This is a genomic window from Laedolimicola intestinihominis, assembly GCF_040096155.1.
Taxonomy (GTDB): Bacteria; Bacillota; Clostridia; order Lachnospirales; family Lachnospiraceae; genus Laedolimicola; species Laedolimicola intestinihominis.
On the sequence record NZ_JBBMFE010000011.1, the window covers coordinates 83,493 to 109,130 of the forward strand.

At 40.3% G+C, this 25,638-nt stretch carries 27 protein-coding genes; 15 read left to right on the plus strand and 12 right to left on the minus strand.

The features are described from left to right. Positions 1–9: 9 nt before the first annotated feature. Both WMO29_RS11860 and WMO29_RS11865 read right to left on the minus strand, forming a co-directional pair. Positions 10–579, minus strand: coding sequence for a chromate transporter (locus WMO29_RS11860; RefSeq protein WP_349164937.1), 570 nt, complete (start codon positions 577–579; stop codon positions 10–12). Positions 580–619: 40 nt separating this feature from the next. Next, on the minus strand, positions 620–1,219 hold the full coding sequence (locus WMO29_RS11865; protein WP_349164938.1) for a chromate transporter: 600 nt from the start codon (positions 1,217–1,219) through the stop codon (positions 620–622). A gap of 104 nt (positions 1,220–1,323) precedes the next feature. Here WMO29_RS11865 and WMO29_RS11870 point away from each other — a divergent pair, with 104 nt between their 5' ends. Next, complete coding sequence (locus WMO29_RS11870) at positions 1,324–2,214, plus strand: LysR family transcriptional regulator (protein ID WP_349164939.1); 891 nt, start codon at positions 1,324–1,326, stop codon at positions 2,212–2,214. Beyond that, complete coding sequence (gene larC2 / locus WMO29_RS11875; protein WP_349164940.1) at positions 2,207–3,211, plus strand: nickel pincer cofactor biosynthesis protein LarC2; 1,005 nt, start codon at positions 2,207–2,209, stop codon at positions 3,209–3,211. The genes WMO29_RS11870 and larC2 overlap by 8 nt, the downstream gene beginning before the upstream one ends. Here the strand turns inward: larC2 and WMO29_RS11880 are convergent. Further along, the gene (locus WMO29_RS11880) at positions 3,120–4,502 is read right to left on the minus strand and encodes an alanine/glycine:cation symporter family protein (protein ID WP_349164941.1); all 1,383 of its coding nucleotides are present in this window, start codon (positions 4,500–4,502) and stop codon (positions 3,120–3,122) included. The genes larC2 and WMO29_RS11880 overlap by 92 nt on opposite strands. 332 nt (positions 4,503–4,834) lie before the next feature. Here WMO29_RS11880 and loaP point away from each other — a divergent pair, with 332 nt between their 5' ends. The 13 genes from loaP (at position 4,835) to WMO29_RS11945 (ending at position 18,057) form a co-directional block, all read left to right on the plus strand. Continuing rightward, entirely contained in the window at positions 4,835–5,362 is a 528-nt protein-coding gene (gene loaP / locus WMO29_RS11885; protein WP_349164942.1) for an antiterminator LoaP, read from the plus strand. A 91-nt stretch (positions 5,363–5,453) separates the two neighbouring features. Beyond that, positions 5,454–6,587, plus strand: coding sequence for a glycosyltransferase family 4 protein (locus tag WMO29_RS11890; protein WP_349164959.1), 1,134 nt, complete (start codon positions 5,454–5,456; stop codon positions 6,585–6,587). Positions 6,588–6,626: 39 nt separating this feature from the next. Continuing rightward, the gene (locus tag WMO29_RS11895) at positions 6,627–7,748 is read left to right on the plus strand and encodes a glycosyltransferase family 1 protein (RefSeq protein WP_349164943.1); all 1,122 of its coding nucleotides are present in this window, start codon (positions 6,627–6,629) and stop codon (positions 7,746–7,748) included. Next, positions 7,745–8,983 carry a hypothetical protein gene (locus WMO29_RS11900; RefSeq protein ID WP_349164944.1) on the plus strand — a complete coding sequence of 413 codons (1,239 nt, stop codon included), beginning with the start codon at positions 7,745–7,747 and terminating at the stop codon, positions 8,981–8,983. The genes WMO29_RS11895 and WMO29_RS11900 overlap by 4 nt, the downstream gene beginning before the upstream one ends. Next, the gene (locus WMO29_RS11905; protein WP_349164945.1) at positions 8,980–10,140 is read left to right on the plus strand and encodes a glycosyltransferase WbsX family protein; all 1,161 of its coding nucleotides are present in this window, start codon (positions 8,980–8,982) and stop codon (positions 10,138–10,140) included. Before WMO29_RS11900 ends, WMO29_RS11905 begins: the two co-directional genes overlap by 4 nt. A gap of 9 nt (positions 10,141–10,149) precedes the next feature. Continuing rightward, on the plus strand, positions 10,150–10,752 hold the full coding sequence (locus tag WMO29_RS11910; protein WP_349164946.1) for a CatB-related O-acetyltransferase: 603 nt from the start codon (positions 10,150–10,152) through the stop codon (positions 10,750–10,752). 111 nt (positions 10,753–10,863) lie between these two features. Then, on the plus strand, positions 10,864–11,958 hold the full coding sequence (locus tag WMO29_RS11915; RefSeq protein ID WP_349164947.1) for a DegT/DnrJ/EryC1/StrS family aminotransferase: 1,095 nt from the start codon (positions 10,864–10,866) through the stop codon (positions 11,956–11,958). Positions 11,959–11,988: 30 nt separating this feature from the next. Further along, entirely contained in the window at positions 11,989–12,414 is a 426-nt protein-coding gene (locus tag WMO29_RS11920; protein ID WP_349164948.1) for a sugar 3,4-ketoisomerase, read from the plus strand. Beyond that, a complete protein-coding gene (locus WMO29_RS11925) occupies positions 12,407–13,339 on the plus strand; it encodes a glycosyltransferase family 2 protein (protein WP_349164949.1) in 933 nt (310 codons plus the stop codon). The genes WMO29_RS11920 and WMO29_RS11925 overlap by 8 nt, the downstream gene beginning before the upstream one ends. After that, the gene (locus WMO29_RS11930; RefSeq protein ID WP_349164950.1) at positions 13,336–14,310 is read left to right on the plus strand and encodes a glycosyltransferase family 92 protein; all 975 of its coding nucleotides are present in this window, start codon (positions 13,336–13,338) and stop codon (positions 14,308–14,310) included. The genes WMO29_RS11925 and WMO29_RS11930 overlap by 4 nt, the downstream gene beginning before the upstream one ends. After that, positions 14,297–15,397: a polysaccharide pyruvyl transferase family protein gene (locus tag WMO29_RS11935; RefSeq protein WP_349164951.1), complete on the plus strand. Its 1,101-nt coding sequence runs from the start codon at positions 14,297–14,299 to the stop codon at positions 15,395–15,397. The genes WMO29_RS11930 and WMO29_RS11935 overlap by 14 nt, the downstream gene beginning before the upstream one ends. A 2-nt stretch (positions 15,398–15,399) precedes the next feature. Beyond that, on the plus strand, positions 15,400–16,857 hold the full coding sequence (locus WMO29_RS11940) for a lipopolysaccharide biosynthesis protein (RefSeq protein WP_349164952.1): 1,458 nt from the start codon (positions 15,400–15,402) through the stop codon (positions 16,855–16,857). Between the two features lie 3 nt (positions 16,858–16,860). Beyond that, positions 16,861–18,057: a Coenzyme F420 hydrogenase/dehydrogenase, beta subunit C-terminal domain gene (locus tag WMO29_RS11945; protein ID WP_349164953.1), complete on the plus strand. Its 1,197-nt coding sequence runs from the start codon at positions 16,861–16,863 to the stop codon at positions 18,055–18,057. A gap of 185 nt (positions 18,058–18,242) precedes the next feature. Here the strand turns inward: WMO29_RS11945 and WMO29_RS11950 are convergent, their stop codons facing one another. The 9 genes from WMO29_RS11950 to WMO29_RS11990 form a co-directional block, all read right to left on the minus strand. Beyond that, positions 18,243–19,547 carry a tyrosine-type recombinase/integrase gene (locus WMO29_RS11950; RefSeq protein ID WP_117613365.1) on the minus strand — a complete coding sequence of 435 codons (1,305 nt, stop codon included), beginning with the start codon at positions 19,545–19,547 and terminating at the stop codon, positions 18,243–18,245. 3 nt (positions 19,548–19,550) lie between these two features. Then, entirely contained in the window at positions 19,551–19,787 is a 237-nt protein-coding gene (locus tag WMO29_RS11955; RefSeq protein ID WP_065532041.1) for a MerR family transcriptional regulator, read from the minus strand. Between the two features lie 422 nt (positions 19,788–20,209). Further along, a complete protein-coding gene (locus tag WMO29_RS11960; protein ID WP_022263773.1) occupies positions 20,210–20,470 on the minus strand; it encodes a helix-turn-helix domain-containing protein in 261 nt (86 codons plus the stop codon). Then, positions 20,451–20,891 (minus strand): RNA polymerase sigma factor, encoded by a 441-nt coding sequence (locus tag WMO29_RS11965; RefSeq protein ID WP_065532039.1) that lies wholly within the window; start codon positions 20,889–20,891, stop codon positions 20,451–20,453. Before WMO29_RS11965 ends, WMO29_RS11960 begins: the two co-directional genes overlap by 20 nt. Before the next feature lie 464 nt (positions 20,892–21,355). Further along, positions 21,356–22,315, minus strand: coding sequence for a D-alanyl-D-alanine carboxypeptidase family protein (locus WMO29_RS11970; RefSeq protein WP_005422939.1), 960 nt, complete (start codon positions 22,313–22,315; stop codon positions 21,356–21,358). Between the two features lie 44 nt (positions 22,316–22,359). Further along, a complete protein-coding gene (locus tag WMO29_RS11975; protein WP_227235243.1) occupies positions 22,360–22,851 on the minus strand; it encodes a hypothetical protein in 492 nt (163 codons plus the stop codon). Positions 22,852–22,880: 29 nt separating this feature from the next. After that, positions 22,881–24,068 carry an ABC transporter permease gene (locus WMO29_RS11980; RefSeq protein WP_005422943.1) on the minus strand — a complete coding sequence of 396 codons (1,188 nt, stop codon included), beginning with the start codon at positions 24,066–24,068 and terminating at the stop codon, positions 22,881–22,883. Then, positions 24,058–24,771 (minus strand): ABC transporter ATP-binding protein, encoded by a 714-nt coding sequence (locus WMO29_RS11985; RefSeq protein WP_005422944.1) that lies wholly within the window; start codon positions 24,769–24,771, stop codon positions 24,058–24,060. Before WMO29_RS11985 ends, WMO29_RS11980 begins: the two co-directional genes overlap by 11 nt. Positions 24,772–24,779: 8 nt before the next feature. Further along, positions 24,780–25,616 (minus strand): efflux RND transporter periplasmic adaptor subunit, encoded by an 837-nt coding sequence (locus WMO29_RS11990; protein WP_005422947.1) that lies wholly within the window; start codon positions 25,614–25,616, stop codon positions 24,780–24,782. Between the last annotated feature and the right edge of the window lie 22 nt (positions 25,617–25,638).

Below are 25,638 nucleotides of genomic sequence, written 5' to 3' on the forward strand. Positions count from 1 at the left end.
GTGTCTTTTCTACAGAAACCCTACTACCACATCTGCAACCACCTTCATTACGCCTGCCAGCACCATCACCAGAATCGGATTCAGCTTACACTTTTGCAATAACACGATACAGAGAATGAAGATCACCACCAAATCCCAGTTGGTATCTGCCAGCGCGATGGCGGCGCTGCTACCCCAGAACGCCGTAATCAGAATCGAGATCCCCGCCGATGCAATCATGGCCACTACCGCAGGCCGGAGCGACCCCAGGATTCCCTGCAGCAGGGACAGATTCCGGTATTTCAGATAGAGTGAAGCAATCAGCGTCACGATGATACAGGAGGGCAGGATGCACCCCAGGGTCGCTATCAGTGCTCCCGGTATACCGGCGATCTTGATACCGACGAAGGTGGCCGAATTCACCGCGATAGGCCCCGGTGTCATCTGGGAAATGGTGATGAGATCGGTAAATTCAGCCATGGAGAGCCAGTGGTACTTTGTCACCACTTGAGCCTGAATCAGCGGCATGGCCGCATACCCGCCGCCGAAGCTGAAGGCTCCGATCTGCAGAAAGCTTAAAAATAATTCCAGTAAAATCATTCCAATAACCTCTTTCTATTTATAAATCATTTTCCAAAAGTCAGGACTGCCTGTCATGAGGAGTATGCGAGGTATCAGCTCGGCTGTTTCGATTTTTCACCAGCGTCCGTACCGTCCCCAGCGTCGCGCAGGCCAAAATAATATAGATGACATTGATGCCGTACACACAGGACGCGATAAAAGCTGCCAGCATAATCAGGATGGACACAATATTTTTACTGTGTACGATGCCAGAGCCCATATCATAGACCACGGAAGCGATGACTGCGCCTACGCCCGCCTGCATCCCCAGGAGCAGTCGGCTGATGACAAAATTATCGCGGAACGCCGCATAGAAGATCGAGATCACCGAGATAATCAGGAACGGCGGAATAATCGTCCCCAGAATCGCCACCAGCGTACCGGGCAGTCCCGCTAGCTTAAAGCCCACCACGATGGCTCCGTTTACCGCGATAGCGCCCGGCGATGACTGGGCGATGGCCACCAGATCCAGCATCTCATCTTCCTCGATCCAGTGATATTCATCCACAAATTTCTTCTTCATCAAAGTAACGATCACATATCCGCCGCCGAAGGTAAAGGCGCTCAGGTAGAGCGTCGAGATAAATATTTTCCATAAAACCTTCTTTTTATTATTCATTGAAAAACCCTCCTACGCAACCAGTATAAGGATTCTTGACTTATATGTAAAATAGTATTATTTTATAATTATCATAATGAATTTGTTATAAAGGAACGAAAGCCATGACACTGCGACATATGAAAATTTACGTGGCCGTCTTTCAGCACAGCAATATCACCCGGGCAGCTGAGGAGCTGCATCTGGCCCAGCCGTCGGTGAGCCTGGCGGTGAAGGAGCTGGAGGAATATTACGGTGTGCGGCTCTTCGAGCGGCGGGGACGGCGGATTCTGCCCACCGAGGCCGGGCGGGAATTCTACGGTTACGCCCTGCACATCGCGTCGCTCTTTGACGAGATGGAGACCCGCATCAAAAACTGGGACAGCATCGGTACTCTGCGGATCGGCACCAGCATCACCATCGGCACCCATATCCTGCCGGAGCTGCTGCACCGCTTCCAGGAGCAGTTCCCGGAGGTGCGGACGGAAGCGGAGATCAACAATTCCTCCCTCATCGAGCGTCGGGTGCTGGACAATGCCATCGACATCGGCCTCATCGAAAATCAGCCCGAGCACGAGGACATCTGCGCCGTGCCCTTTATGCGGGACGAGCTGGCAGTCATCCTGCCGCCCGGGCATGCGCTTGGCCGCCGGAAGAAAGTAACTCTGGAGCAATTGGCGGAGTATCCTTTTCTGATGCGGGAAAAGGGCAGCGCCGGCCGGGAAATCCTGGACGCGGCCTTTGCGCTGCGGCAGCAGGCCGTCCATCCGGTCATGGAGAGCATCAGCACCCAGGCCATCGTCCGTGGCGTGGCCGAAGGACTGGGGGTGGCCGTATTGCCCTATCTGCTGGTCCGGCGGGCCATCCGGGAGGGCGCGGTAATCCAGGTACCCCTGGCCGAGCCCATGGAACGGAACCTGAACATCATTTACCATAAGAGCAAATATCTGACGGGAAATATGAACACCTTTATCGAGTTATGTAAACAATACGGGGAGGAGATGGATCATGAGTAAGAATACACTGTATCTGGAATGCTACGAGGGAATCACCGGGGAAATGGTGCTGGGGGCGCTGAAGGATCTGGCGGAAGCCCTGGAAACAGAAGAAAAAGACCGTATTATCTTCCCCAAAGAAAGGGATTGTGCGGAAACCGGATTTTCAAAGGAAAGAATGAAACAGAATATAGAAAGACAAAGTAAGGAGCAGGGAACCATACAGGAAGAACTCCTTCCCCAGATAGACCTCCTTCTTGAGAAATTACAGATAGAAAAAATCACTGCCTCTCCCGTCTGGTCCGACAAAGGCCCCACCGATGCCCTGGGATTGGCCATCGTAGCCCGCGCCGAGGGCGCTTGCCCGGAGCGTTTTGTGGTAAAAAAGGTTGGCACCGGAACAACTTATGTAAACTTGGAGAACAACACCCGCGAACCCAGAACCCTCCGCGCCATGCTCATCGAAGAAGTCCCCGCCGGAGAGCTTTGGATCCTGGAAAGCAACATCGACGACTGCGCCGGAGAAATCCTGGGCTACACTATGGATCTCCTCTTTGAAGCCGGAGCACGGGACGTCTGGTTCACCCCCATTTTCATGAAGAAAAACCGCCCGGCTTACCAGCTGTCCGTTCTCTGCGCCGAAGACCAGATCCGCGCCCTGGACGCCATCCTCTTCCGGGAGACCACCACCATCGGCGTCCGCCGCTACCGCGTAGAGCGCACCGCCCTGCCCCGCCGCTTCTTCGAAGTCCGGGTCCCCGGCGGTACTGTCCGCATCAAAGCCTGTGAGCAGCCCGACGGCGCCGAAAAATGTTACCCGGAATACGAGGACGTGAAGCGCGTCGCGCGGGAGACGGGAAAGTCGTATCGTGAAGTGTACCAGACAGCGAAGACTACGGCGGAGCAGTTCGGATCCCTTTTCAAATTTAAATCGCATCCGGATGCCGCGTCAGCTTCACCATCGTTCCGCCAAGCAAAAACAGCGCAATCAGGTTCGGAATGGACATCAGACCATTGAAGGTATCCGCCACACCCCACAGGAGCCCCAGATCCACGGTCGCACCGAGAATCGCTACGGCAGAATAAACCACCATAAAAGGCTTATTGACCTTAGAGCCAAACAGAAACTCGATGCAGCGGGTGCCATAGAGGCCCCAGCCGATAATCGTAGACAGAGCGAAACAGCAAAGAGCCACCGCCGTAAAGATGGAAACCCAGCTGCCATAGGTGGAAGTAAATCCGCTGATGGTCAGCGCCGCGCCCGCAGCCGCGCCAAAGTTCACCGGCACGCCGCTGCACAGAATAACGAGAGCCGTCATGGTACAGATAATAATCGTATCCGTAAATACCTCAAAGATACCGAAATAACCCTGGTTCACCGCCATACTGGTATCCGCCGCCGCATGTGCGATGGAACCGGTACCGAGGCCGGCCTCATTGGAGAAGATACCACGGGATACGCCATTTTTCATACTCAGGAAAAAGGTACCGACCGCGCCGCCGGTCACGGCAGAGGGAGTAAATGCGCCCTCGAAAATCGAAGCAAAGACAGCGGGTACGCGCTGAATATTCAGCGCGATAACGCCGATGGCAAGAACAATATAAAACAGGGCCATAAACGGAACCAGCTTCTCCGTCACCTGGCCGATCCGCTTGATGCCGCCCAGCAGAATCATCGCGACCACAACGGCGATAACGATACCGATGATCAGATTCATCGTATGAATAAACTGATCCGAAGCAGAAGCATAGCTGAGCACCGCCGTGTCGATGGCCGTGGTAATCGTATTGACCTGGGTGGCGTTGCCGGTACCGAAGACGGTCAATACGCCCAGCACCGCATAGATGCAGGCCAGCCATTTGAACTTAGGTCCGAGACCATTTTTAATATAATACATGGGACCGCCGACCCAGTCGCCCTTCTCGTTCTTCTCGCGGAAATGTACAGCCAGCGTCACCTCGGAAAACTTCGTACACATGCCGAGCAGGGCCGAGCACCACATCCAGAACACCGCGCCCGGACCGCCGAGAGCGATGGCGCCCGCTACGCCTGCGATATTGCCGGTGCCGACCGTGGAGGCCAGAGCCGTACAGACCGCCTGGAACGGCGTCACTGCGCCCTCGGCGGCTCCCTTCTTATGAAAAAGCTTCCCCAAAGTCACCTTAAAGGTATAGCCAAACTTGCGAAACTGAATGCCGTGGGTTCGAATGGTCAGATACAGACCGACGCCGATGATACAGACCATAGCCGGGATTCCCCAGACAAAGCCATTGACGGCGCTGTTGATGCGTTCGATGGTTTCCAACATAATAAAATCTCCTCATAACCGTAAATAACTGAAGTATAGCGAATATTTTATAAGTTTACCATATTTTAGTGCCGATTGCGAGAAAAGATCACGTGATTTAAGGGCTTCCACCGAAAAATTTACGGCACATTAGTAAAAAAGCGGAAAAAACAAAATCAGGTTTACCTTTGAAAGGAACTGTGTTAAGATGTATTAGATAAAAAAGCATTTTTTTGAGGTCAATCGTCGCTTTGCCGCGTTGGAGGAGAAAAAAGATCAGAGCATCAAGCGGAGTCTGCTTATATTTCATAAGCGGAACGGCGAAGCCTACCCAAAAAAGGAGGAAATCAGTCATGTGGTACGTCCTACAGGTACCAACAGGACGCGAAGACCGGCTCATCGAGGAGATTCGAAGCTACCGAATCCAGGAGTATTTTGAGGAAGTATTCGCGCCGCGCTCTGTACGAAAGAAAAAATACCGGGGAAAATGGCAGATCAGCGAAGAGCTGCTCTTTCCCGGTTATCTGTTTGTCATCAGCGAGAACCCGGAGGAGCTCTACCAGGCCCTGAAACGGATTCCCCGCATGACCCGCATCCTCGGCACCGGCGAAAAATGGACCGCCATGACCGCGAATGATATTGAAACCGTCCGCCGCCTGGCGGCGCCTCATACGTCGACACATCAGGGAAAATGGCTTATGGACTTCTCCGAGGGCTATCTCAAGGGCGACAAAATCATCGTCACCGAAGGCCCCCTGCAGGGAATGGAGAGCCACATCCGCCGCATCGACCGCCACAAGCGCCTGGCCTGGCTGGACATCGACGTCCTGGGCGAATCCCGCGAGATCGCGGTGGGGCTGGAAATCATTCGAAAAGAATAAAAAACAAAGGACAGAAGAAGCCTGTATACAGCGAGAAAAGCTGTATGCAGGCTTTTGTCGTGGGAAAAACGAGGATAAATTAGTGGATGCCATGAAAAATGTGAAGAAGATAGGATGCTTTGGACACAAACGGATTCCATCACGGGAGGGTGGAGTTGAAATCGTTGTTGAAGAACTTTGCACGCGAATAGTTAAACTTGGTTATGATGTCACATGCTTTAATCGTGGCGGACATCATGTAAGTGGTGCTGAGTTTGATATAAAGAAAGCAGATAATTATAAAGGTATTCATATTAAAACAGTACCAACAATTGAAAAAAAAGGTTTAGCAGCAGTTTCATCTGCTTTTTTTGCAACACTAAAATGTGCTTTTGGAAAATATGATGTAGTGCATGTACATGCAGAAGGCCCTGCGTTGTTTTGCGGAATACTCAAATTGTTTGGGAAAAGAGTAATTATGACTTGTCACGGTCTTGATCATCAGAGGACAGGCAAGTGGAATGCTATTGCAAGACGGTGTATTCTTCAGGGAGAAAAATCGGCGGTTAAATATGCGGATGAAATAATTGTCTTAAGCAAGAATGTTCAAAAGTATTTTAAAGACACATATGGAAGAGATACGAAGTTTATTTCAAATGGAGTTAATAAGCCAGTTATCTGTGACGCAAAAGAGATAACAGAAAAGTATGGACTTGAAAAAGATTCATACTTTTTATTTTTGGGCAGAATTGTGCCGGAAAAAGGAATCCATTACCTGATTGATGCATTTAAAGATGTGAAAACAGAAAAGAAACTGGTCATCGCCGGTGGAGCAAGCGATACAGATGACTACATGCAAGAACTGAAAAATCTAGCAAAAGATGATAAGAGAATTCTATTTGCGGGATTTGTCCAAGGTGTAACACTGGATGAATTGTATAGTAATGCATATGTCTATGTGCTTCCATCTGATTTGGAAGGTATGCCGTTAAGTCTATTGGAAGCGATGAGTTATGGAAATTGCTGTATTGTCTCAGATATTCCAGAGTGTACAGAAGTGGTTGAGGATAAAGCTATTATATTTAATAAATCAGATACACACAGTTTACATGAAAAATTAGTGTTTGCTGTAACAAACGCGGAAGAGGTTATGAAGCTAAAAAATAATGCGTCAGATTTTATATGTAATAAGTATAACTGGGATGATGTTGTAAATAGAACACTTGATTTATATAGAAGCTTTTAATTATGTTGCCATTCTATTTTATAAAAAAAGGTGAAAATTATGATACGTGTTTTACAAGCTGTAAATGACATGAGAAGAGCAGGGTTGGAAACTATGCTTATGAATTATTATAGGAATATTGATCGAAATAAAGTGCAATTTGATTTTCTGACACATCGTCCTTTTGATGGTGCGTACGATGAGGAGATAAGAATGTTAGGTGGAAAAATATATCATGCGCCAAGATTATATCCCCAAAACTATCCACAGTATTTTAAATATATGAAAAAGTTTTTTAAAGAACATTCGGAATATCAAATTATACACTCGCACATTGACGCAATGTCTTATTTCCCGTTAAAGGCAGCGGAAAATAGCGGAATCCCTATTCGTATAGCACATAGCCATAGCTCTAAATTAGATAAAGATATGAAATTACCAATCAAATATTGGGCGTTAAAAAAAATACCAAGTGTTGCAAATCAAAGATGTGCTTGCGGCGAACTTGCGGGAAATTTTATGTATCCCAATCACAAATTTAAAATTGTCAGGAATGCAATTGATGTTGATAAGTTTGTATTTAATGAAAATGTAAGAAACAGGAAAAGAAAAGAGTTAAATGTTGAAGAAAAATATGTTGTTGGACATGTTGGAAGGTATTGTTATATAAAAAATCAGCTCTTTTTAATAGATATATTTGATTGTATAAGAAAGAAGAAAAAAAATTGTCATCTTTTATTAATTGGAAAGGGTGAAGATCAGAATAAATTAGAAGAAAAAATTGCAAAAATGGGATTACAAAACGAAGTTTCTTTGTTGATAGATAGAGCAGATGTGAATGAATTATATCAAACAATGGACATTTTTGTAATGCCTTCTTTATTTGAAGGTTTACCATTAGTAGGAGTAGAAGCACAGACAAACGGGTTGCCATGCATTGTTTCAGATAAAATATCAGAAGAAGTAATGATTACGAGCAATATAAAAATGTTGAATCTAAAAAAGGGTGCAGAGGTATGGGCAGATGAAATTATTAAAATAGGTACAGAGAGAAATGCTCATGCAAAGGAAGAAATTATTAAAGCAGGATATGATATTAAGGAAGAAGCGATGAAGCTTCAAAATTGGTATCTGAGTTTATCAGATAATTTGAAGTATGAAGAGGAGAATACGAAAATTTGAAAGTAAGTAAAAACTACGCCTTATTCATAGTTGTATTATATATGTTTGCATTACAATGTGCAATAATGCAGCATGTTGCGATATTTAAATATTGGGATGAGTTATATGCCTTGTTATGCATTCCCTTGGCAGTTATGAAGTATAATCGAAAAATTATAAAGAAAAATAAATATGCGCGTAATTTGGCCAAAGCATTAATACTTTTTGTTGGGGTAGGAGTAATATCTAACGGCGTTTACCGGTATCAGGTATGGCATGCAGTAGCACAGGATATTTTCTTGAACTTAAAGTTTTTTATGGGAATTGTAACAACATATTATTTGTTCCGTGATTTTAACATAAAAAAGTATAAAACTCGAATCAGGACACATGTTAAGATATTGATTTTGTTATATTTTGCTCTTGTAATACAAAATAAAATAACACATGTATTTCCTGTTGCAGATATGCGATTTGGAATGAATGCGGAAAAAATATTTTTCAATCATCCAACAGAATTGGCTTCAGCAACATTTTTCTTACTATTGATATTGATGATCTGCTATACGGGTTTAAAAAAGGATTTAGCTTATATTGTTATGGGAGCAGCAATAGTAATCTTAACGCTTAGATTTAAAGCAATAGCTGCGGTGATGATATTTTTATATATGTATTTTATTATAACAACTGGAAAGAGAATGAAATTCACATATTTTTTACCGCTTATTCCATTTTGTGTAATGGTTGGCTGGAATGAATTTTACTTTTACTTTTTTAGTGATGCTACAATGCTGATGGCAAGAGGGGCATTATCCTATGTTTCTCTGAGAGTGGCGAGAGATATGTTCCCGTTGGGAGCAGGATTTGGAACGTTTGCGTCCTGGCCTAGTGGAACATTTTATTCTCCATTATATGAAATGTATGGAATTGGAAACGTATGGGGATTGACCAGAGACTGGTCAGGTTTGGTGAGCGATGTTTTTTGGCCCATGATTATTGCTCAAAATGGTTTTTTAGGTTTTGGCCTTTATGTATACATTGTTATATGTTTAATAAAATTAATTTTACAGTGTGCGAAAATAGACAGTAGACTGTATCTGGCTGGAATGGGTGCAATATTCTATTTGTTGGTATCCAGTCTTGCGGAATCTGCATTTGTAAACCCATTAGCATTGCCGTTATCGGTTGTAATTGGGTTGACAATTTGTGCATATTATCAAAAAGAGCGAAAGGAGAATCTGGTTAAAAACTCATGACCAGAATTAAAAATATGAAAATTATAGCTTTTTATTTACCTCAATTTCATAATATTCCGGAAAATGATGAATGGTGGGGAGATGGTTTTACAGAATGGGTAAATGTAAAGAAAACGAAACCTGCATTTGAAGGTCATTCCCAACCGCGAGTTCCTCTTAATCAAAATTACTATAATTTGCTTGATGATGATGTGAAAATATGGCAGGCTGAATTGGCTAAAAAGTATGGAATTTACGGGTTCGCATATTACCACTATTGGTTTAATGGACATATGTTATTAGAAAAGCCAATGGAGCAAATGCTTGCAAACAAGAAAGTAGATATGCCGTTTTGCATAAGTTGGGCAAATGAACCCTGGACAAAAGCATGGGTGGGAAATGAAAGAAAAACGCTTATAGCGCAGCATTATGGAAACGAAAAAGAATGGAAAGAGCATTTTGATTATCTGCTACAATTTTTTAAAGATGACAGATATATAAAAGTAGAAGGGAAACCGCTGTTTATTATTTATCGCCCTGAAATCATACCGTGTCTTAATGAAATGATAGATTGTTGGAAAAAACTTGCAAAAGAAAATGGATTTGAAGGGCTGAAAATAGCATGTCAATCAAATGACTATTACTTAATAAAAAACAGAGATGACAGTCGGATAGATTATAACATAGAGTTCCAACCAGATTTTTCCTGTGGTGCGTTAAGAAGGCAGAAGTTTTCAACTCTGCGTGCAATAAGAAGAGATATTACAAGATTTGTAGGAAAACATTTTGGAATCGATTTGTATCGTATTGGGCAAAAGACATTACGTAAGTTGGACAAGACGAATAGAGTAGATTATGACAAAGTGTGGGAAAAAATAGTTAGTACAAAACCTTTCAGCAAAAAGAATATTCCTGGTGCATATGTAGGGTGGGATAATTCCCCCAGATATGGAGAAAGAGCAACTATCTATATGGGCGACACTCCGGAAAAATTTGAGCACTATATGGATTTGCAAATTAAAAATGCAAAGGAAAATTATTCGACAGATATGATGTTTATGTACGCATGGAATGAATGGGCAGAAGGCGGATATCTGGAACCGGATGAGCGTTCTGGATATAAGAATTTGGAAGCTGTAAGAAATGCATTGGTGAAAAATAATGAATTCCCATGGTAAGGAGAAGAGATGTTTTATTCTTTAAAAAAGCAGATGTTTAAAAGGAAATGGAGAAAACTTAATCCTCATAATTTTACAAATGCAGAAGATTTATTTGAGCCAGCATGTGTTAATGTGGGTAATTATACTTATGGTGGTCTGCGTGTGTTGACTTATAATAAAATTAACAAATTAAGTATTGGTAGATTTTGCTCTATTGCGCAGGAAGTGATGTTTGTATTGTCAGCGGATCACTATATAGAGCATATTTCTTCTTATCCTTATAAGGTTTGGATTATGAAGGAAGAGCAAGAAGGGATTTCAAAAGGTAACATCGTTGTTGAGGATGATGTGTGGATCGGGTTCAGAGCAACTATTTTATCGGGCGTACACATTGGACAAGGAGCGATAGTTGCTGCGGGTTCTGTTGTTACAAAAGACATACCGCCGTATGCGATTGTGGGTGGAGTACCAGCAAAAGTGATTAAATATCGCTTTTCACCGGAGATAATAGGAGAATTATTGAAAGTCGATTATAGTAAATTGACAGAAGAGATGATAAAAGACCATATTACAGATTTGTACGCTGATTTGAAAGATATGAATCAGTTGGAGTGGATGCCGAAGAAATAGTTAATGATAACATAAAGGAGCAATCTGAATAGCTGATACTACATAATATGATCAAAGACGATGAAGATAGAGCTATAAAAATGTTGCAGGATTGAGAGGAGATTGAATTATATGAAAATTATGCCAAACCGAATGGATAGAGGTTTCTATCAGTATCAAAAAGAATTTGAAGATAAAGCCTTAGAAGTGCTTCGCTCAGGATGGTATGTTTTAGGTAAAGAAGTATCTTCATTTGAAGAGGAATTTGCTGCTTATGCTGGAACAAAACATTGCGTCGGTTTAGCTTCTGGATTAGACGCGCTTTGGATTGCGTTTCGGCTGTTACATATTGGAAAAGGCGATGAGGTGTTGGTTCAGGGAAATACTTACATAGCTTCTGTAATGGGAGTTACCATGAATGGTGCAACACCGATTTTTATTGAGCCGGATGAGCATTATGGAATGGATCCGGAAAAAATTGAAAAAGCAATTACAGATAAGACAAAAGCTATCCTTGTTACCCATCTTTATGGTATGGCTTCCAGAATGGATGAGATTGTCGCAATTTGTAAAAAGCATAATTTAAAACTCGTTGAAGACTGTGCTCAGTCGCATGGAGCCTGCTTTAATGGAAAAATGACAGGAAGCTTTGGCGACATTGGTTGCTTCTCGTTTTATCCATCAAAAAATCTGGGCGCTTTTGGCGATGCAGGGGCAATTACCACAAATGATCCCGAGATTGACAGGGCTTGTAGAACATTTAGAAACTATGGCTCACAAAAGCGTTATTATAACGAGGTTGTTGGAGCTAATTCGCGTCTTGATGAATTACAGGCTGCTCTTTTGAGAGTCAGACTTGCGCACATGGATGAATTAACTGAGGAGAAGTGTAAGATAGCTGATAAATACACCAAGGGCTTAAATAATTCTAAAATTAAGCTTCCAAAACTGGCAGAAGGTGCAAGCTGCGTATGGCATCAATATGTTATTACCTGCGATGAGAGAGACAGATTGATTGATTATTTGAATGAAAAAGAAATTGGTACGATTATTCATTATCCAGTACCTCCGCATCTTCAGGAGTGCTATAAATATCTGGGACATACAGAGGGAGACTTCCCGATTACTGAAAGATTAGCAAAAACAGTCTTATCTATTCCGATGTATAACGGAATGACGGAAGAGGAACAAAATTACGTGATAGACGCAATAAATGCATTTAAGTAAGATTTTCAGGAAGAAAAGGGTGATATAAACATGAGTTTACAGGAAAAGTGTAAAATAATAAAATTTGATGATTTGGGAGATGAAAGAGGAAAACTCGTTGTTATCGAAGGAGGACAGGCGATTCCTTTCGATATTCAGAGAGTCTTTTATATCTATGGCTCAGATCCGACAGTGGTAAGAGGTGAACATGCGAATCGGGAATCAGAATTTGTACTTATCAATGTTGCAGGAACAAGTAAAGTCCGTATTACGGATGGAAAAGAAGAATTTATAGTTGAATTAAATAAACCTATGATGGGTGTTTATATTCCTAAGATGATATGGAAAGATATGTATGATTTCTCAGCAGATTCAGTTCTTTTAGTATTAGCAAGCACTCATTATGATGGGAAAGAATATATCAGAAATTATGAGGAGTATTTGAAAATTATAAGAGGTACTGTTGAAAATGAGTAATCCGATAGTCTCTTTATGCATGCCAACCAATGGGGTAATAGAATGGGTATTTCCGGTTTTAGACAGTGTCTATGAACAGGGCTGCGATAATAAGGAGTTCGAAATTATTATCACGGATAATGGTAATAATAAAGAGTTTAAAGAGAAAATTAAAAGTTATAATCAACAACATTCAAATCTGTATTACTATGAAACAAATGCATTACCTTTTATTAACGAAATTGAATCTTATAAAAGGGCTACAGGACAGTTAATTAAGTTCGTAAATCATAGAACACTTTTGAAAAGAGGAGCATTACAGCGGTTAATAGATTATGCAAAAAAGTATGCAGATATTAAACCGATTTTATATTTTGCAAATGGTGTATTGAAAAAAGAGAAAAAGAGCATGGAGTATAATACGTTTGATCAATTTGTGAACGCATTATCATATTGGTCTTCCTGGTCAACAGGAATGGCTATCTGGAAAGAAGATTTTGATAAACTTCCGGAAGATGTCGGTAACTTTAATGAACTATTTCCACACACAAATGTATTATTTGCTGAACGGAACAAAGAGAAATACATTGTCGATAATACAATTATTTTTAATGAAATGCCGCAAGGCAAGAGAGCCAAAGGGAATTACGATCTATTTTATGCATTTGGTGTAGAATATCCGTCTATTATATTGGATTTGTATAGAGACAAAAGTATTTCGGTAAATACTTTTAAAGAAGTTATAAATGATAACCTGACTTTTATTGCTCGGCTATATATTAGTTATTTTATTAAGAAAGAATATTGTTCATATGACTTGAATGGGTTGGAAGACATATATGGAATATTCTATACAAAGCAGGAATTAAAGAGGAGAAAAAATAGTTTACTCGCTGAGAAATTAGTTGGTAAGATGAAAAAAGCAGTTGGCAAGGTGAAAAAATGATGGATTCAAATAAATATTTTATTAGGGATGATCAATCACAAATAAATGTAAAATGGAAAATTCGTAGAGTAATTGCTACGCTTAAAGCAATATATTTTAGAGCAAGATTAGTGTTATCTAATCCGAAGATTTTATCGAAGAAATATAATGTTGCTATTTGTGCAATTTTCAAAAATGAAGCAGCTTATCTTAAAGAATGGATTGAATTTAATCATATAGTAGGAGTAGAACATTTTTATCTATACAATAATAATTCGGAAGATGATTATCAATCCGTGTTAAGGCCTTTTATTGACGCAGGATTAGTAACGCTTATCCAATGGCCTCATAATCAAAAACAAATGGAATGTTATATGGATTGCATAGATCAATATGCATTTGAGACAAAGTGGCTAGGCTTTATCGATATTGACGAATTTATTGTTCCAAAATCTACAGATTCAGTATATGAATTTTTAAAGCCCTTCGAAAAAAAAGCAGGGGCTGTAAATATTTATTGGAAAATATTTGGAACATCGGGGAGGATGGATAGAAATTTGTCTGGTCTGGTCTGTGAAGATTTTACGGTATGTTGGCCTAAATATATGGATCTTGGAAAATGTTTTTATAACACAGCATATGGTTTTGATAAGAATTCTAAGCATTCTGGCCAGTTACATCATAAATTCTGGGCCAATTATAAAGGCATAGATATACCGCCTGTAAATATATTTAACAGAGTTTGTGTAGGAAGTAGAAATGTTGCCAGAACTCCGGATTTTCCGATTCAAATAAATCATTATTTTACTAAGTCATATAGAGAGTATGCAATGAAGCGCGGAAAAGGAGATGTATATTTTAAGATAAATCCTCATGATGAAGATTATTTTTATGAACATGAAATGAAATGTACAAGTACAGATTATTCGGCGTATAAGTATTTAATAAAATTGAAGCTTAAGTTAGGAAGTGAGAACAGTGACGAAATATGATATAGGTATTCAAACATTTTGGAATGTACCTAATTATGGAACATTCGCTCAGGCGTATGCGTTGCAAAAAGTATTAAAAGAAATAAATGTAAATAAAGATGTTAGACAGATAGCACATTTGGATCAACATCATTTTGACTTTTATTTTAACAGGAAAGCATATTTGCGTTCATATCCTGTATGGAAAAAGACATTTTGGAAGAGTTTCTTTGTCGAATGCCAAGAAATTGAACAAAGAGAGAAAAATTTTTTCAATGCATATGACACCATTCCCCACACAGATACGATTGATGTAACAAAGTTGAATAGATATCAATTTGACAAGATATTTCTTGGAAGTGATATAGTGTGGGATTATTCTGTGGATGCGTTTAACCGAGATCCTTTACTATTTGGTGTGGGGTATTGTGCAGAAGTAGATGCTTATGCGGCAAGTTTTGGAACAGTTCCAGTTGATGCTAACTTGCCTGGTTATGTTAAAGAGGCGCTAAAACGTATGAAGCACATTTCTGTAAGAGATGAAAAGTCTGCAGAAATAGTTAAAAGAGTAACAGGAACTAAACCACAAGTCGTCTTAGATCCTACATGGTTATGGGATTTTGACAAAGACGATAATATTGTAAAACCTGATGAGGAAGATTATATTCTTGTTTATGGTCAGGATTTTACATCAGAGTTTATCAATAATCTTATAAAATATGCCAAGAATTCAAAGAAGAAAATTGTGGCATTAGATTGTAACAATGATCATTATGATTGGTGTGATAAAATGGTCAGCCAGTCGGAACTTTCGCCATTTCAATGGATTGGTTATTTTAAATATGCAACGGAAGTTGCGACAAGTACATTTCATGGTATTACATTTAGTATGATTTTTAATAAGAATTTTGCTTTTTGCAAATCAGATTTTATCATGGCAAAAATCGATAAATTTCTTAAAGAGTTGAACTTGTTTGATATATTTAACAAAGATCGAAATGGTGTCTGCGGAATGCTGAGTCATGATTTTAACTATTCATTTATTAATGGAATTATTGCAAATAAACGAGAAGAGTCATTAGATTTTCTTAGAAAGGCATGCAGTTAAAAATGGGACAAAGTGAAAAAAGTCAGGTAATTCAGGGAGCATTTTGGAAATTTGCTGAAAGAATAGCAGCACAACTGGTATCATTAGTTGTATCAATTATTTTGGCAAGATTATTGAGCCCTTCTGAATATGGAACTATTTCTTTAGTAATGGTTTTTATTACCATCGCAAATGTATTTGTTAATAGTGGTTTTGGTCAGGCATTGATCCAAAAGAAAGATGCAGATAGTTTGGATTTTTCATCCGTTTTCTATTTTTCGCTGGGTTTTACAGGACTACTATATTGTTTGCTGTTTTTTTTAGCTATACCAATAGCTGATTTTTATAACATGCCTATTTTAGTTCCAGTACTAAGGGTTTTGTCATTGAGTGTTCCTATTATGGGCATAAATTCGGTACAGCAAGCTTATGTGGCCCGAAAAATGCAATTCAAATTATTCTTTTATGCGACATTTATAGGGACAGTTATTTCTGCAATCGTTGGAATTTTTCTCGCTTATTCTGGTTTTGGTGTCTGGGCTTTAGTTGCGCAAACGTTGACCAATAATGTGATTGACACAATTGTTTTACAGATATCTATAAAATGGAAAATTACGAAGGAATTTTCTTTTGAAAGAATAAAATCATTGTTAAGTTACGGTTGGAAATTATTATTGCAAAGTCTGATTTTACAATTTTATGCCAGTTTGAGAAGTTTGTTGATAGGTAAGTTTTACACAACAGAGGATTTATCTTTTTACACGAAAGGAAATCAGTTTCCGGATTTAATCAGTTCAAATATTGATACCGGCATAAATACTGCATTATTTCCTGTAATGTCAAAAGCACAAGATTCTGTTGATAGGGTCAAGGCTATGGCACGAAAGACTACAGATTTTACCAGTTACGTAATGAGCCCGATTTTAATTGGTTTTATGGCAGTTGCCGAACCGTTTATTTCTATTTTGCTGACGGACAAATGGCTGCCGTGTGTACCATATTTAAGAATTTGCTGTATCATATTGTTATTCAGAGCTCCTCAAACGGCTATACTACAGGCAATTAAAGCTGTGGGAAGAAGTGACGCCGTATTGAAGGTAGACGTTCCGATACGTATATTTGCGATAATTATACTCTGCGTATCATTGCAACATAGTGTATATGTTTTTGCGTTATCTGAAATAGCTGTCACTATCTTTGGAACAATTTTATATGTGATAGTATCTAAGAAAATTATAAATTATTCTGGATTAGAAGTTTGCCGGGATTTTATAATAAATGTACTTATGGCATCTGTCATGGGTGTAATTGTATTTGAAATTGGAAAGGTTTTGACATTGCCCTCTTTTATCATATTGGGTTTGCAGATAATGGTTGGAGCAATCGTATATATCTTTCTTTCGATATTGACTCATGCCAGCAGTTTTACTGAAATCAAAATGATGGCTGGCAAGTATTTCTTGAAATATAAAAGAGATTGATTTATGGAGAAAAAAAGCCCAATTTTATACAAAAAAGAGAATGAATGTTGTGGATGCACAGCATGTGCGACGATTTGTCCTAAGCAAGCAATTAAATTTGTTTACAATTCAGAGGGATTTTTATACCCGAGTATAGATTTTGATAAATGTATTGGATGTCTGAAATGTGAGGAAATATGTGCATTTAAAAAGGATATAGCTACACCTATTGCAAAGAATCAAAATACAGAAATATTTGCTGCCAGATCAAAGAGTGAAGATGTGGTGATTAGTAGTTCATCAGGAGGTATGTTCACTGTGCTGTCAGATTTTTTCCTGGACAGAGGAAATAGTGTGGCTGCATGTAAATATGTGTATGAATCAGATAAGGTGTCATTGACGTTAATTTCAGATAAAACAGAACGAAATGAAGCGAGAGGATCTAAGTATATACAGGCAGAATTAGAGGATGCTTTTAGTGAAGTGATTGCTTTTTTGAGAGAATATCCGGAAAAGAAAATACTTGTCGTTGGAACTGGTTGCCAAATCGCCGGGCTTGATCTGGTTTTAAAAAGTAAAAAAATGCGAGAGCGTGCGGTTTTGGTTGATTTGATATGCCATGGAGCAGCAAGTTCAAACTTATGGAAGCAGTATATTCAGAAAGTTGAAGGGGAACAGGAAAATGAAATAGATTATATCACATTCAAGAACAAAAGATATGGATGGGAAAAGCCAAGTACATTTGTGAAAATTAGCGGCAGAGAAATACCGATAAAACCATATTCGGATTGGTTTTACATGGGATGGAGTTTGCGTGAATCCTGTTATCAGTGTCCGTATACAAGAATCGACAGAAATTCAGATCTGACCATAGGAGATTATTGGGGAATACAGAAGGTTATGCCTGATTTTTATGATCGAATGGGGGTGTCTTTGGTTATTACACATACAGATGCGGGAAGAAAATTGTTTGAAAGTGTTAAAAATAATATTGATTATCGTATCAGTAATAGAAAAGACTGTTTACAGCCACGTCTAACTTTTCCACAATCACGTCCGGCGGATAGAGATATTTTTTGGAAAGATATGCTGCAAAAGGGAATGGATTATTGTATAGAAAAGTATGTAGAACAATATGATATTTCTAATAAAGAAAAAGTAAAAAGATTTATAAAAAATGTGATAAAAAATAGTAGAATTTTTCTCTCTCGCACAAGATGAATAGAAGCCCGTTAAGGGATAGGAAAACGCCGAAAACCCGCATGAACACTACGTTTTTGTGAGTTGTCGGCGTTTCTTTTACCCTCTGTTTTCATGGTGCTTTTTCCGTAAATGGTGCCCAAATGGTGCCCAAATTCCACGCGGGCATATAAAAGGTTGTAAAGAGCAGTAAAGAGATACAGCGGTTAAAGGTCTATTTCGCTGTGTTTTTTCTTTGCTGCCCGTTTTCCTTTTTTCGGCTCGGCTTCCTTTGGTTTCTCCGGGGCTGCTTTTTCCACCGCGCTATGGTAAGCGTCCAAAACTTCTTTTTTTCGTTCAAGCCGCACGTCCACATAACGGGCGGTAACAGCTTCAAAGTTCATGGAAAGCCCAAGCGACGCGCCGATACCCGCAAGCGTATGCCCCAAGACTTCGCCAACCGTATAGAAGTCGCCTGTCAGTTGGTGCATATTGGTCGCTGCCGTATGTCGTAAATCGTGAAAACGAATGTGCGGCATATCCAAATCTTCAAGCAGCTTTCCAAATTGAGAGGACACCCACGACGCGGCGATAGGTGCGCCGTCCGGCTTTGCTACAACAAGGTCATTGTCATAGTAAGGCTTTCCGTCTTTTGCTGCCTGTTCTTTCTGTACTTCCTGCATGGCAAGCTGTTTGAGGAAGAACGGGCGGGCAAGCTCCGTAATGGGTAGCTTTCTGCCGTTGGATTTCGGCGGTGCCATTTCTTCAATGACTTTTGTTTTTGGCGGTACCTTGAAAGGTAGCTGCTCGGTAACATCAAAGGTGTTGTTCTCCAAATCCACATTGCGCCAACGCAAGCCTAAGATTTCAGAACGGCGCATACCGTAAAGCCCGCCCAAGATAACAGGCATTTCCCAAACAGTACCCTCGACGCGCTGCATTAAGGCTTTCACCTGTTCCGGCGTGTAAGGGTCAGGGGTCTTGTCGCCTTTCCCAAACTTCGTAAGGGTATCTTTTGCCGCGTTGGTTTCGATATAGCGGTATTTGCGGGCATGGCTCAACGCCACACTCAAAACACGTTTTGCCCCGGCTGCGGTGGACGGCTTCAAGCCTTTGTCTATAATCTGCTGAAACATCTTGTCTACCATAGCAGGGGTAAGCTGATTGAGGGTAACGCCGCCGATATACGGATTGATATAGTTTGCAATCGTCTTTTTATACCCGTCATAAGTAGAGGGGCGCAAGTTCACTCTTGCATAGCTTTCCACCCAGTCATTGAGATAGGCAGCGACAGTCTGTTTCCTCTGTGAAGTAATAGAAGCAACTTGCCCCGGATTTTGGAGCTTCGTTTTCATTTCCGCTTCATGCTGTGCTGCTTCCTTTTTGGTGGCAAAGCCCTTTTTTGCATACGACTTCTTTTTTCCGTCCGGGGCGGTGTACTTTATGTTTACGTCGTAGACTGTGCCGGGTCGTCCGGTCAGTACGCCGTTGCTGTCGCGTTTGTTTTTTACCTGTCTTGTTGAGATTGCCATAACTTAACCCCCTTGCTCTGCCGGGGGCTTTACGGCGGTTTTCGCTCGCTCGTACCAATCCCATATAGCGGTATCGGCAATCAAGCGGCGGTTTCCGTTTTGAACGTATTCCAGTTCGCCGTTATCCATAAGCTCGCGTAATTTATTTTCTCCAATACCGCTAACCTTGCTCATTTGCTCTACTGTTTTCAGCATAGGCAAAACAGGGGCGGCATGGTTTGTAGTTTCCTTTTTAGCCATAGGAATACCCCCTTTCAAAATGGCTCAAAGGTATGTTTTTGAATAAAAGGGGCTTTAATCGAACGGCTATTAGCATAGCTCCACGAGAATTTCACTCCTGCGTGGTTCTCACGCAGCCCTACCCATTGCCTGCGACGCTTCTAACGCTCGGACTGTGGCTGTAAGGGAGTATCATTATCCCTCTTGTGTGTCGTCGCCCGCAAGCTGCTGACTTGCTTTGCGGTGTAGTGTTGTTCGCTCGTTCCCGAAAGGGAAGTCATGGCGCACCCGCCGTATGGCTCGGCACAAAAGGAACGTATCCGATTTGCCCTATACTGCGTCGCCGTTCTCTTGCGCCGCTTTCTTTTTCAAAGAACAAGATGGCTGTTCTGCTTGCCGTAAAACGGAAAAGGGGTTACAAGACGTTTTACGGTCATGCTCAACTATTCATCAGCCCGAAATGTGAGGATAGCCCTCATCAGTCTTGCTTGCAGCCGTTCCCGTATGTCCTCGTCAACGCCATAGTAGACGTTGCCGCGCTCGTCGTAGAGCTTCCGCATGGACAGGCTCGCTATGTAGCCGCTGAAATGCTGCAAGACTATTTTCATAGCGTCCGGGTCGCCTTTGCTCGCCGCCACAATGACGGGATAGGGAACAAGGGCGATTTCCGGGTAGTCGGATTGTTTACCATTCTTCCCATTCATCAGCGTGTCCCTCCAAATATTTCTTTAACAGTTCAAAAGAGCTTGTCCGTCTGTACTGTATCGTGCTGCGCGACGTATTGAACATCTTTCCGATTTCCACGTCGGTCATGCCCTCGAAATAGTACAGCAGGATAGCAGTCCTTTTTTCCTCCGGCAAAGTGCGGATTGCTTCAAGCAGCAGTTTCGGGGTTATCTCTTTTCCTGCCATTTGATAACGCGGTTCAGCTTCTTCGTCTTGAAAATACTTGTCAACGGTGTAAAGCTGCCGTTCCTCATGCAAGGCAAGGTCGCAAAACGATACTTCCCGTTTCCTGCGTCGCCGGATTTCGTCGTGGGCGTTGCACGCTTCGTTGTGCAGCACCCGTTTACAGAAACTTTGAAAGGCACATTGCTTTTGAAATTCTCTGCGATTAGGTTCCATGTTCTCACCTCCTTTCTGTCGAAAGGTGGTAGTACCTCCCCTTTTCGCGTGATAATACAGACGACTTTTTCAAACGCCGGACGAAAGCAAAAATTTCTTTGAAAAAAGTTCTGTAAAATGCAAAATGCGCCCATCTGCAAGGCGCAGACAGACGCAAAGGAAACATAAAAAGTATTTAGATGATGTGATTGTTCATCTTTATGCCCGAAATACCCCGTTGCAGGGGATAGACTTTTTTTGATAATTGGGGGAATGTCGATTTGTGTCGATAAGTTGATAAGTGCATGGCGGCTACCTCCTAAAGCCGCCATGCCTTTACATGGTAGAGGGTCGTGGTTGGAATTTAGATGGATAAAAAGAAACGGCGGCTCTGATAATCAAAGCCGCCGAAATAGAGTAGGCGCGTGAAAATGTGTCTGCTCTGCGACGGCTTTTTTTCTTTTGCCGTCGTCCGGCAGATGAAATCATTTAGTTAAATAGTCAGATTCATCTATTGTTTTAAGAATATAATTCACATCATCATATCTTGAAGAATCCGATTGAGAGCCTAAACTACATATTAAAAATTCCTTTCCATGTTGTTGATAAAGAACAACTAAATTATAGTCATTAGATAAGGAACCTGTCTTGATACCTTTAACATTTTCATTGTAATATTCTGATGTTTGGTCAAGAAAAGTATTAGTATTCCTCCATGTCTGCGTACTTCCGTCAGGTAAAGTAGCTGTATAATTACTCTTTGAAACAATATCTCTAAACCATTGCTTCTCTAAAAGGTGAGTAGATACTGATTTTAGGTCTGAAACGGTAGTGAGAGCATTGACATCATATCCGCTTGGGTCATATAAAATTGTGTTTTCATACCCTTGATTTTGTAAGTAATTATTTAGATGTTCCATAAAAACATTAATACGTTCTTGACTATTCTTAGCTTGTGGTGAAAGAATAGAACCACAATAATCCGCGACTACATAAGCAGCGTCATTTCCAGATGGAACCAACATGGCAGCAAACAAATTGTGGAGAAAATATTTTTTCGCGTCTATATTCGCAACAGATGAACCAGGTTTAGTTAATTGGATTGCTTCATAATTTGCAGGAACAATACTATCTAAATCCGCAAGTGTTGCTGCGTATTCAATGACAAATAATTTGGCTAAGCTGGCAGGAAGCTGTTGCTCGTTTTCTCGCTTTGAAATAAATATATTGTCATTAGAAAGGTCAACTAATATGAGGGATTTTGCATTATAAAAATCTTGAAAGAAAATTCCATTCAGCCAAGAGTTGATTTTATTCTTCTCATTGCGAAAATTGTCAGGTTTCATTGCCCACGGTATGAAAAATACACCTGCTATCGTTACAGCAGTAAGGAAAACAAAAAATATTCCGAAACGAGACGTCCTTCTCTTGTATTTTCTTTTCATAAATTGCACCTCCGACAGTAATCAGTCAGATTTAATAGGTAAATCTAATTGGCATAATTTGCTCTTATACTTTCTGTAAATCCAGAGGGGTCACCTAATTTTGCTTTATCTATATTTTCGCGCAAATAATTACGAGTTGCGTCATCACACCGGTCTATTCCCATATATGGCATGTCGAAGGCTTTTTCCAATTCTTCTAATGCTTTTTCGGCTCGCTCTGGATCTGTATTATAAGTATCAAGCCATTCTTTCATCCATGAATATTCCCACAAATAAGAAGCTCTCGTTTCTCCATAACCAACCTGAAAGGAAGCTCCTGTATCTTCATCTTCCAGTTTATCAGGAAGTGCAATGCCATCAGGCCAATTCAAACTGTCAATGGTTGCAAGATATTCTTCTTCAATGTGTGCAAAATCCGTGAGTCCTCTTGAAGTAGAATTTGTTTCAGAATTTGAACAACCTGTAAACATCAGACATACCAATAAAGAAAGCATTGCTCCTAAAAAAATCGTTGTTTTCATAGATAATATTTTCATGTTTTTCCTCCAATTTTATAAAATTTATTTTATCTAAGCGCCAATGCAGGTTCAAGCTTTGCAGCTTTTAACGCTGGCAATAGTCCTCCAAGCAACGCTACAACAACGGATGTTATAACAGCTACCACTGCCGAAAGAATAGGATATTCCAGTGCCGCTACGGGAGAATCCACAGGCAGAAATAACCCCATGCCTTGAACCAAGAAAAAGGATATCAGGATTGAAACAATACAAACAAACACTGATATAGTTAATTGTGCGCCTAACACTAAAGTAACAATATTCGCACGAGAAGCGCCAATCGCCCGTCTAATTAGTAATTCGTGAGTACGTTGTTCCAAGGATGATAACCCTATGTTAATTTGTCCTAATACAGAAACAAATAACAATAAAAATGATGTTACCAAAAGTCCTAATTGAAGTACAGAAAGTACGGAATTATAAGTATCTCCAATATCACTTTTCCCTATGATATCCAAATTTCCTCCTATTGTATCTTCTAAAATGTCATGTAATGACGAATACATCTGTCTCATGGTAATTCCCGCTTCTGAATGCCAATGAACAGTTGCATTTTTTACTTTCCACATATTCGGAACAAGTAGTTCTATTGAATGGGCGTCAAGATATACAGTTGGTATATCTGTCCCGTCATTCACAGTACCTACCACATTAAATGGTGTTAATGAAAGACTACTTTCTACATTTCCAACAGCATATGAAGTATCAAAATAATTCTGTGCTGCTTTATTTACTACCATGCACAGAGTTTTATTTATTTCCGAAGAATCAAACCAATCCCCTGATGACATAGGCAAATTATAGATTTTGTTATATGTGCTTGTAGTAAAAACAACATCTACGGGTACAGTCTTTTTGTAAACAGTGTCACTTATGTCTTGTAGAGAAGAGACAGACGCTACTGGAGCAACTGTTATCTCTTCCAGCATGGAAAAGGTAACAGCCACAAAATGATCAGTATTGTAAATTTCTCGAAAAAAATTCTCCATTTTAATGGTATCTTGAAAATCTGATCCTGTAATTGAAAAAGAATATGTAGGACTCCATCCATACATCTGTGCATTGACAGAAATCAAATATTCTTTACCAAGCGTTCCCACCAAGACAGAACTAATCATTGCAATAATTCCTACAAACATCGATATACCTGTTAAGATATTTCTTAGAGGAGAAATACGAAGGTCTTTAAGAATCATATTTAACACATTGAAGCCTCCCTCCGTCCATTTCAAAAATTGTATTACAAGTCTTTGCAATATCGAGGTCATGAGTTACTATTAAAAGCATAATGCCATTTTTAAGCACAACTTGATGTAAAAGGTCCATAATTTGTTTTCCGGTTTTTTTATCTAAAGCACCAGTAGGTTCATCACATAAAATGGCTTCCGGCGATACTGCAAGTGCGCGGGCAATCGCCACTCTTTGTTGTTCGCCTCCTGATAAATTAGATGGATAATCATTTTCTTTTCCTTCTAATCCAACACTTTGCAAAAGATTTCGTATTGCTTCTTTCCGCTGTCTTGTATTCATTTTCTTTTTGGAATAAAGTAAAGGAAGCTCAATATTTTCCCAAACTCTTAAATGTTTAATTAAAGAATAGTTTTGAAAAACAAAACCGATATTACTTGCTCGAAGCATAGATAGCTGGCTATCTGTTAAAGTGGAAACAGACATACCATTATAAAGAAATTCGCCTTGATATGAGTGGTTGAGTAAACCTATAATTGATATAAGGCTTGTTTTTCCTGAACCCGATTTGCCTACAATAGCATAGCTGTTTCCTCGCTTTAGTTCCATATTTGCTTTGTTTACAGTTACTAAGGTATCACCATTATTCAAATTAACAGTCGCTACCAAGTTTTTTATTTGAATTAAATTTCCTCCATTCGTTTTTTCCATGTTACAAATTACTCCTTACTCCTTGGGTCAAGGTTTGGGGGAATAGAAGAAATTGTATCGCCCTCATTTACACCCGACAATATTTCTATATATGCACCATCAGTTGCACCCAGCATAACTTCTGTTTGAATTTGTTTTCCGTCATTTATTACGGTTACCATTCCCTTACCTTGTCTGCCCGCAATGACTGAAAGTGGTAACAAAAGCACATCTTTTCTAGTTTCGGCTGTTATGACAACGGTAGCACTTTGTCCGGGTTTTACATCAATATCTTTTCCAATTAAACATTGCAATGTGCTTTCTGCATTTTCTGATACTGGTACTACAACTGCAATCGCTTCCGTAGGTCCCACACCATCAACTACTTGAAACTTTGCTTTTAATGCTGCATTTTCCGGCAATATTTTCAAAAAATTTTCAGCTTCAATATTGAGAGCAAAACCTGTGTACTTAGCTGTTGCTAAGGGATAATTTTTGGGAACACTCTCATTAGATGAGATAATAGAAAGAATCGTTGCGTCAACTGGGGATTTTATTTCTTCTTCAGATACTTTCCCAATCACACCACCCTCAGTAATTTTGTTGCCGGCTGAGGAACAGGCTTCAAAAGTACCCTCAACAGAAGAACATAAAACAAAATCCAAAGCCGGAATAATAGTTGTGTGAGCAGATACCGTTGGAGTAAGATTACCGCGAGTAACGGATACCGTTTCAACGGATTGTACTTTTGGATTTACGTTACTGGTTTCATTTTTCTGCTCGTCAAAACAACAGGCAGATAACACAATTATTATCATACATAGCATAGGTAACGCCATAATTCGATTTTGGTATTTCACCAACATACCTCCTTGTTATTGTATATTA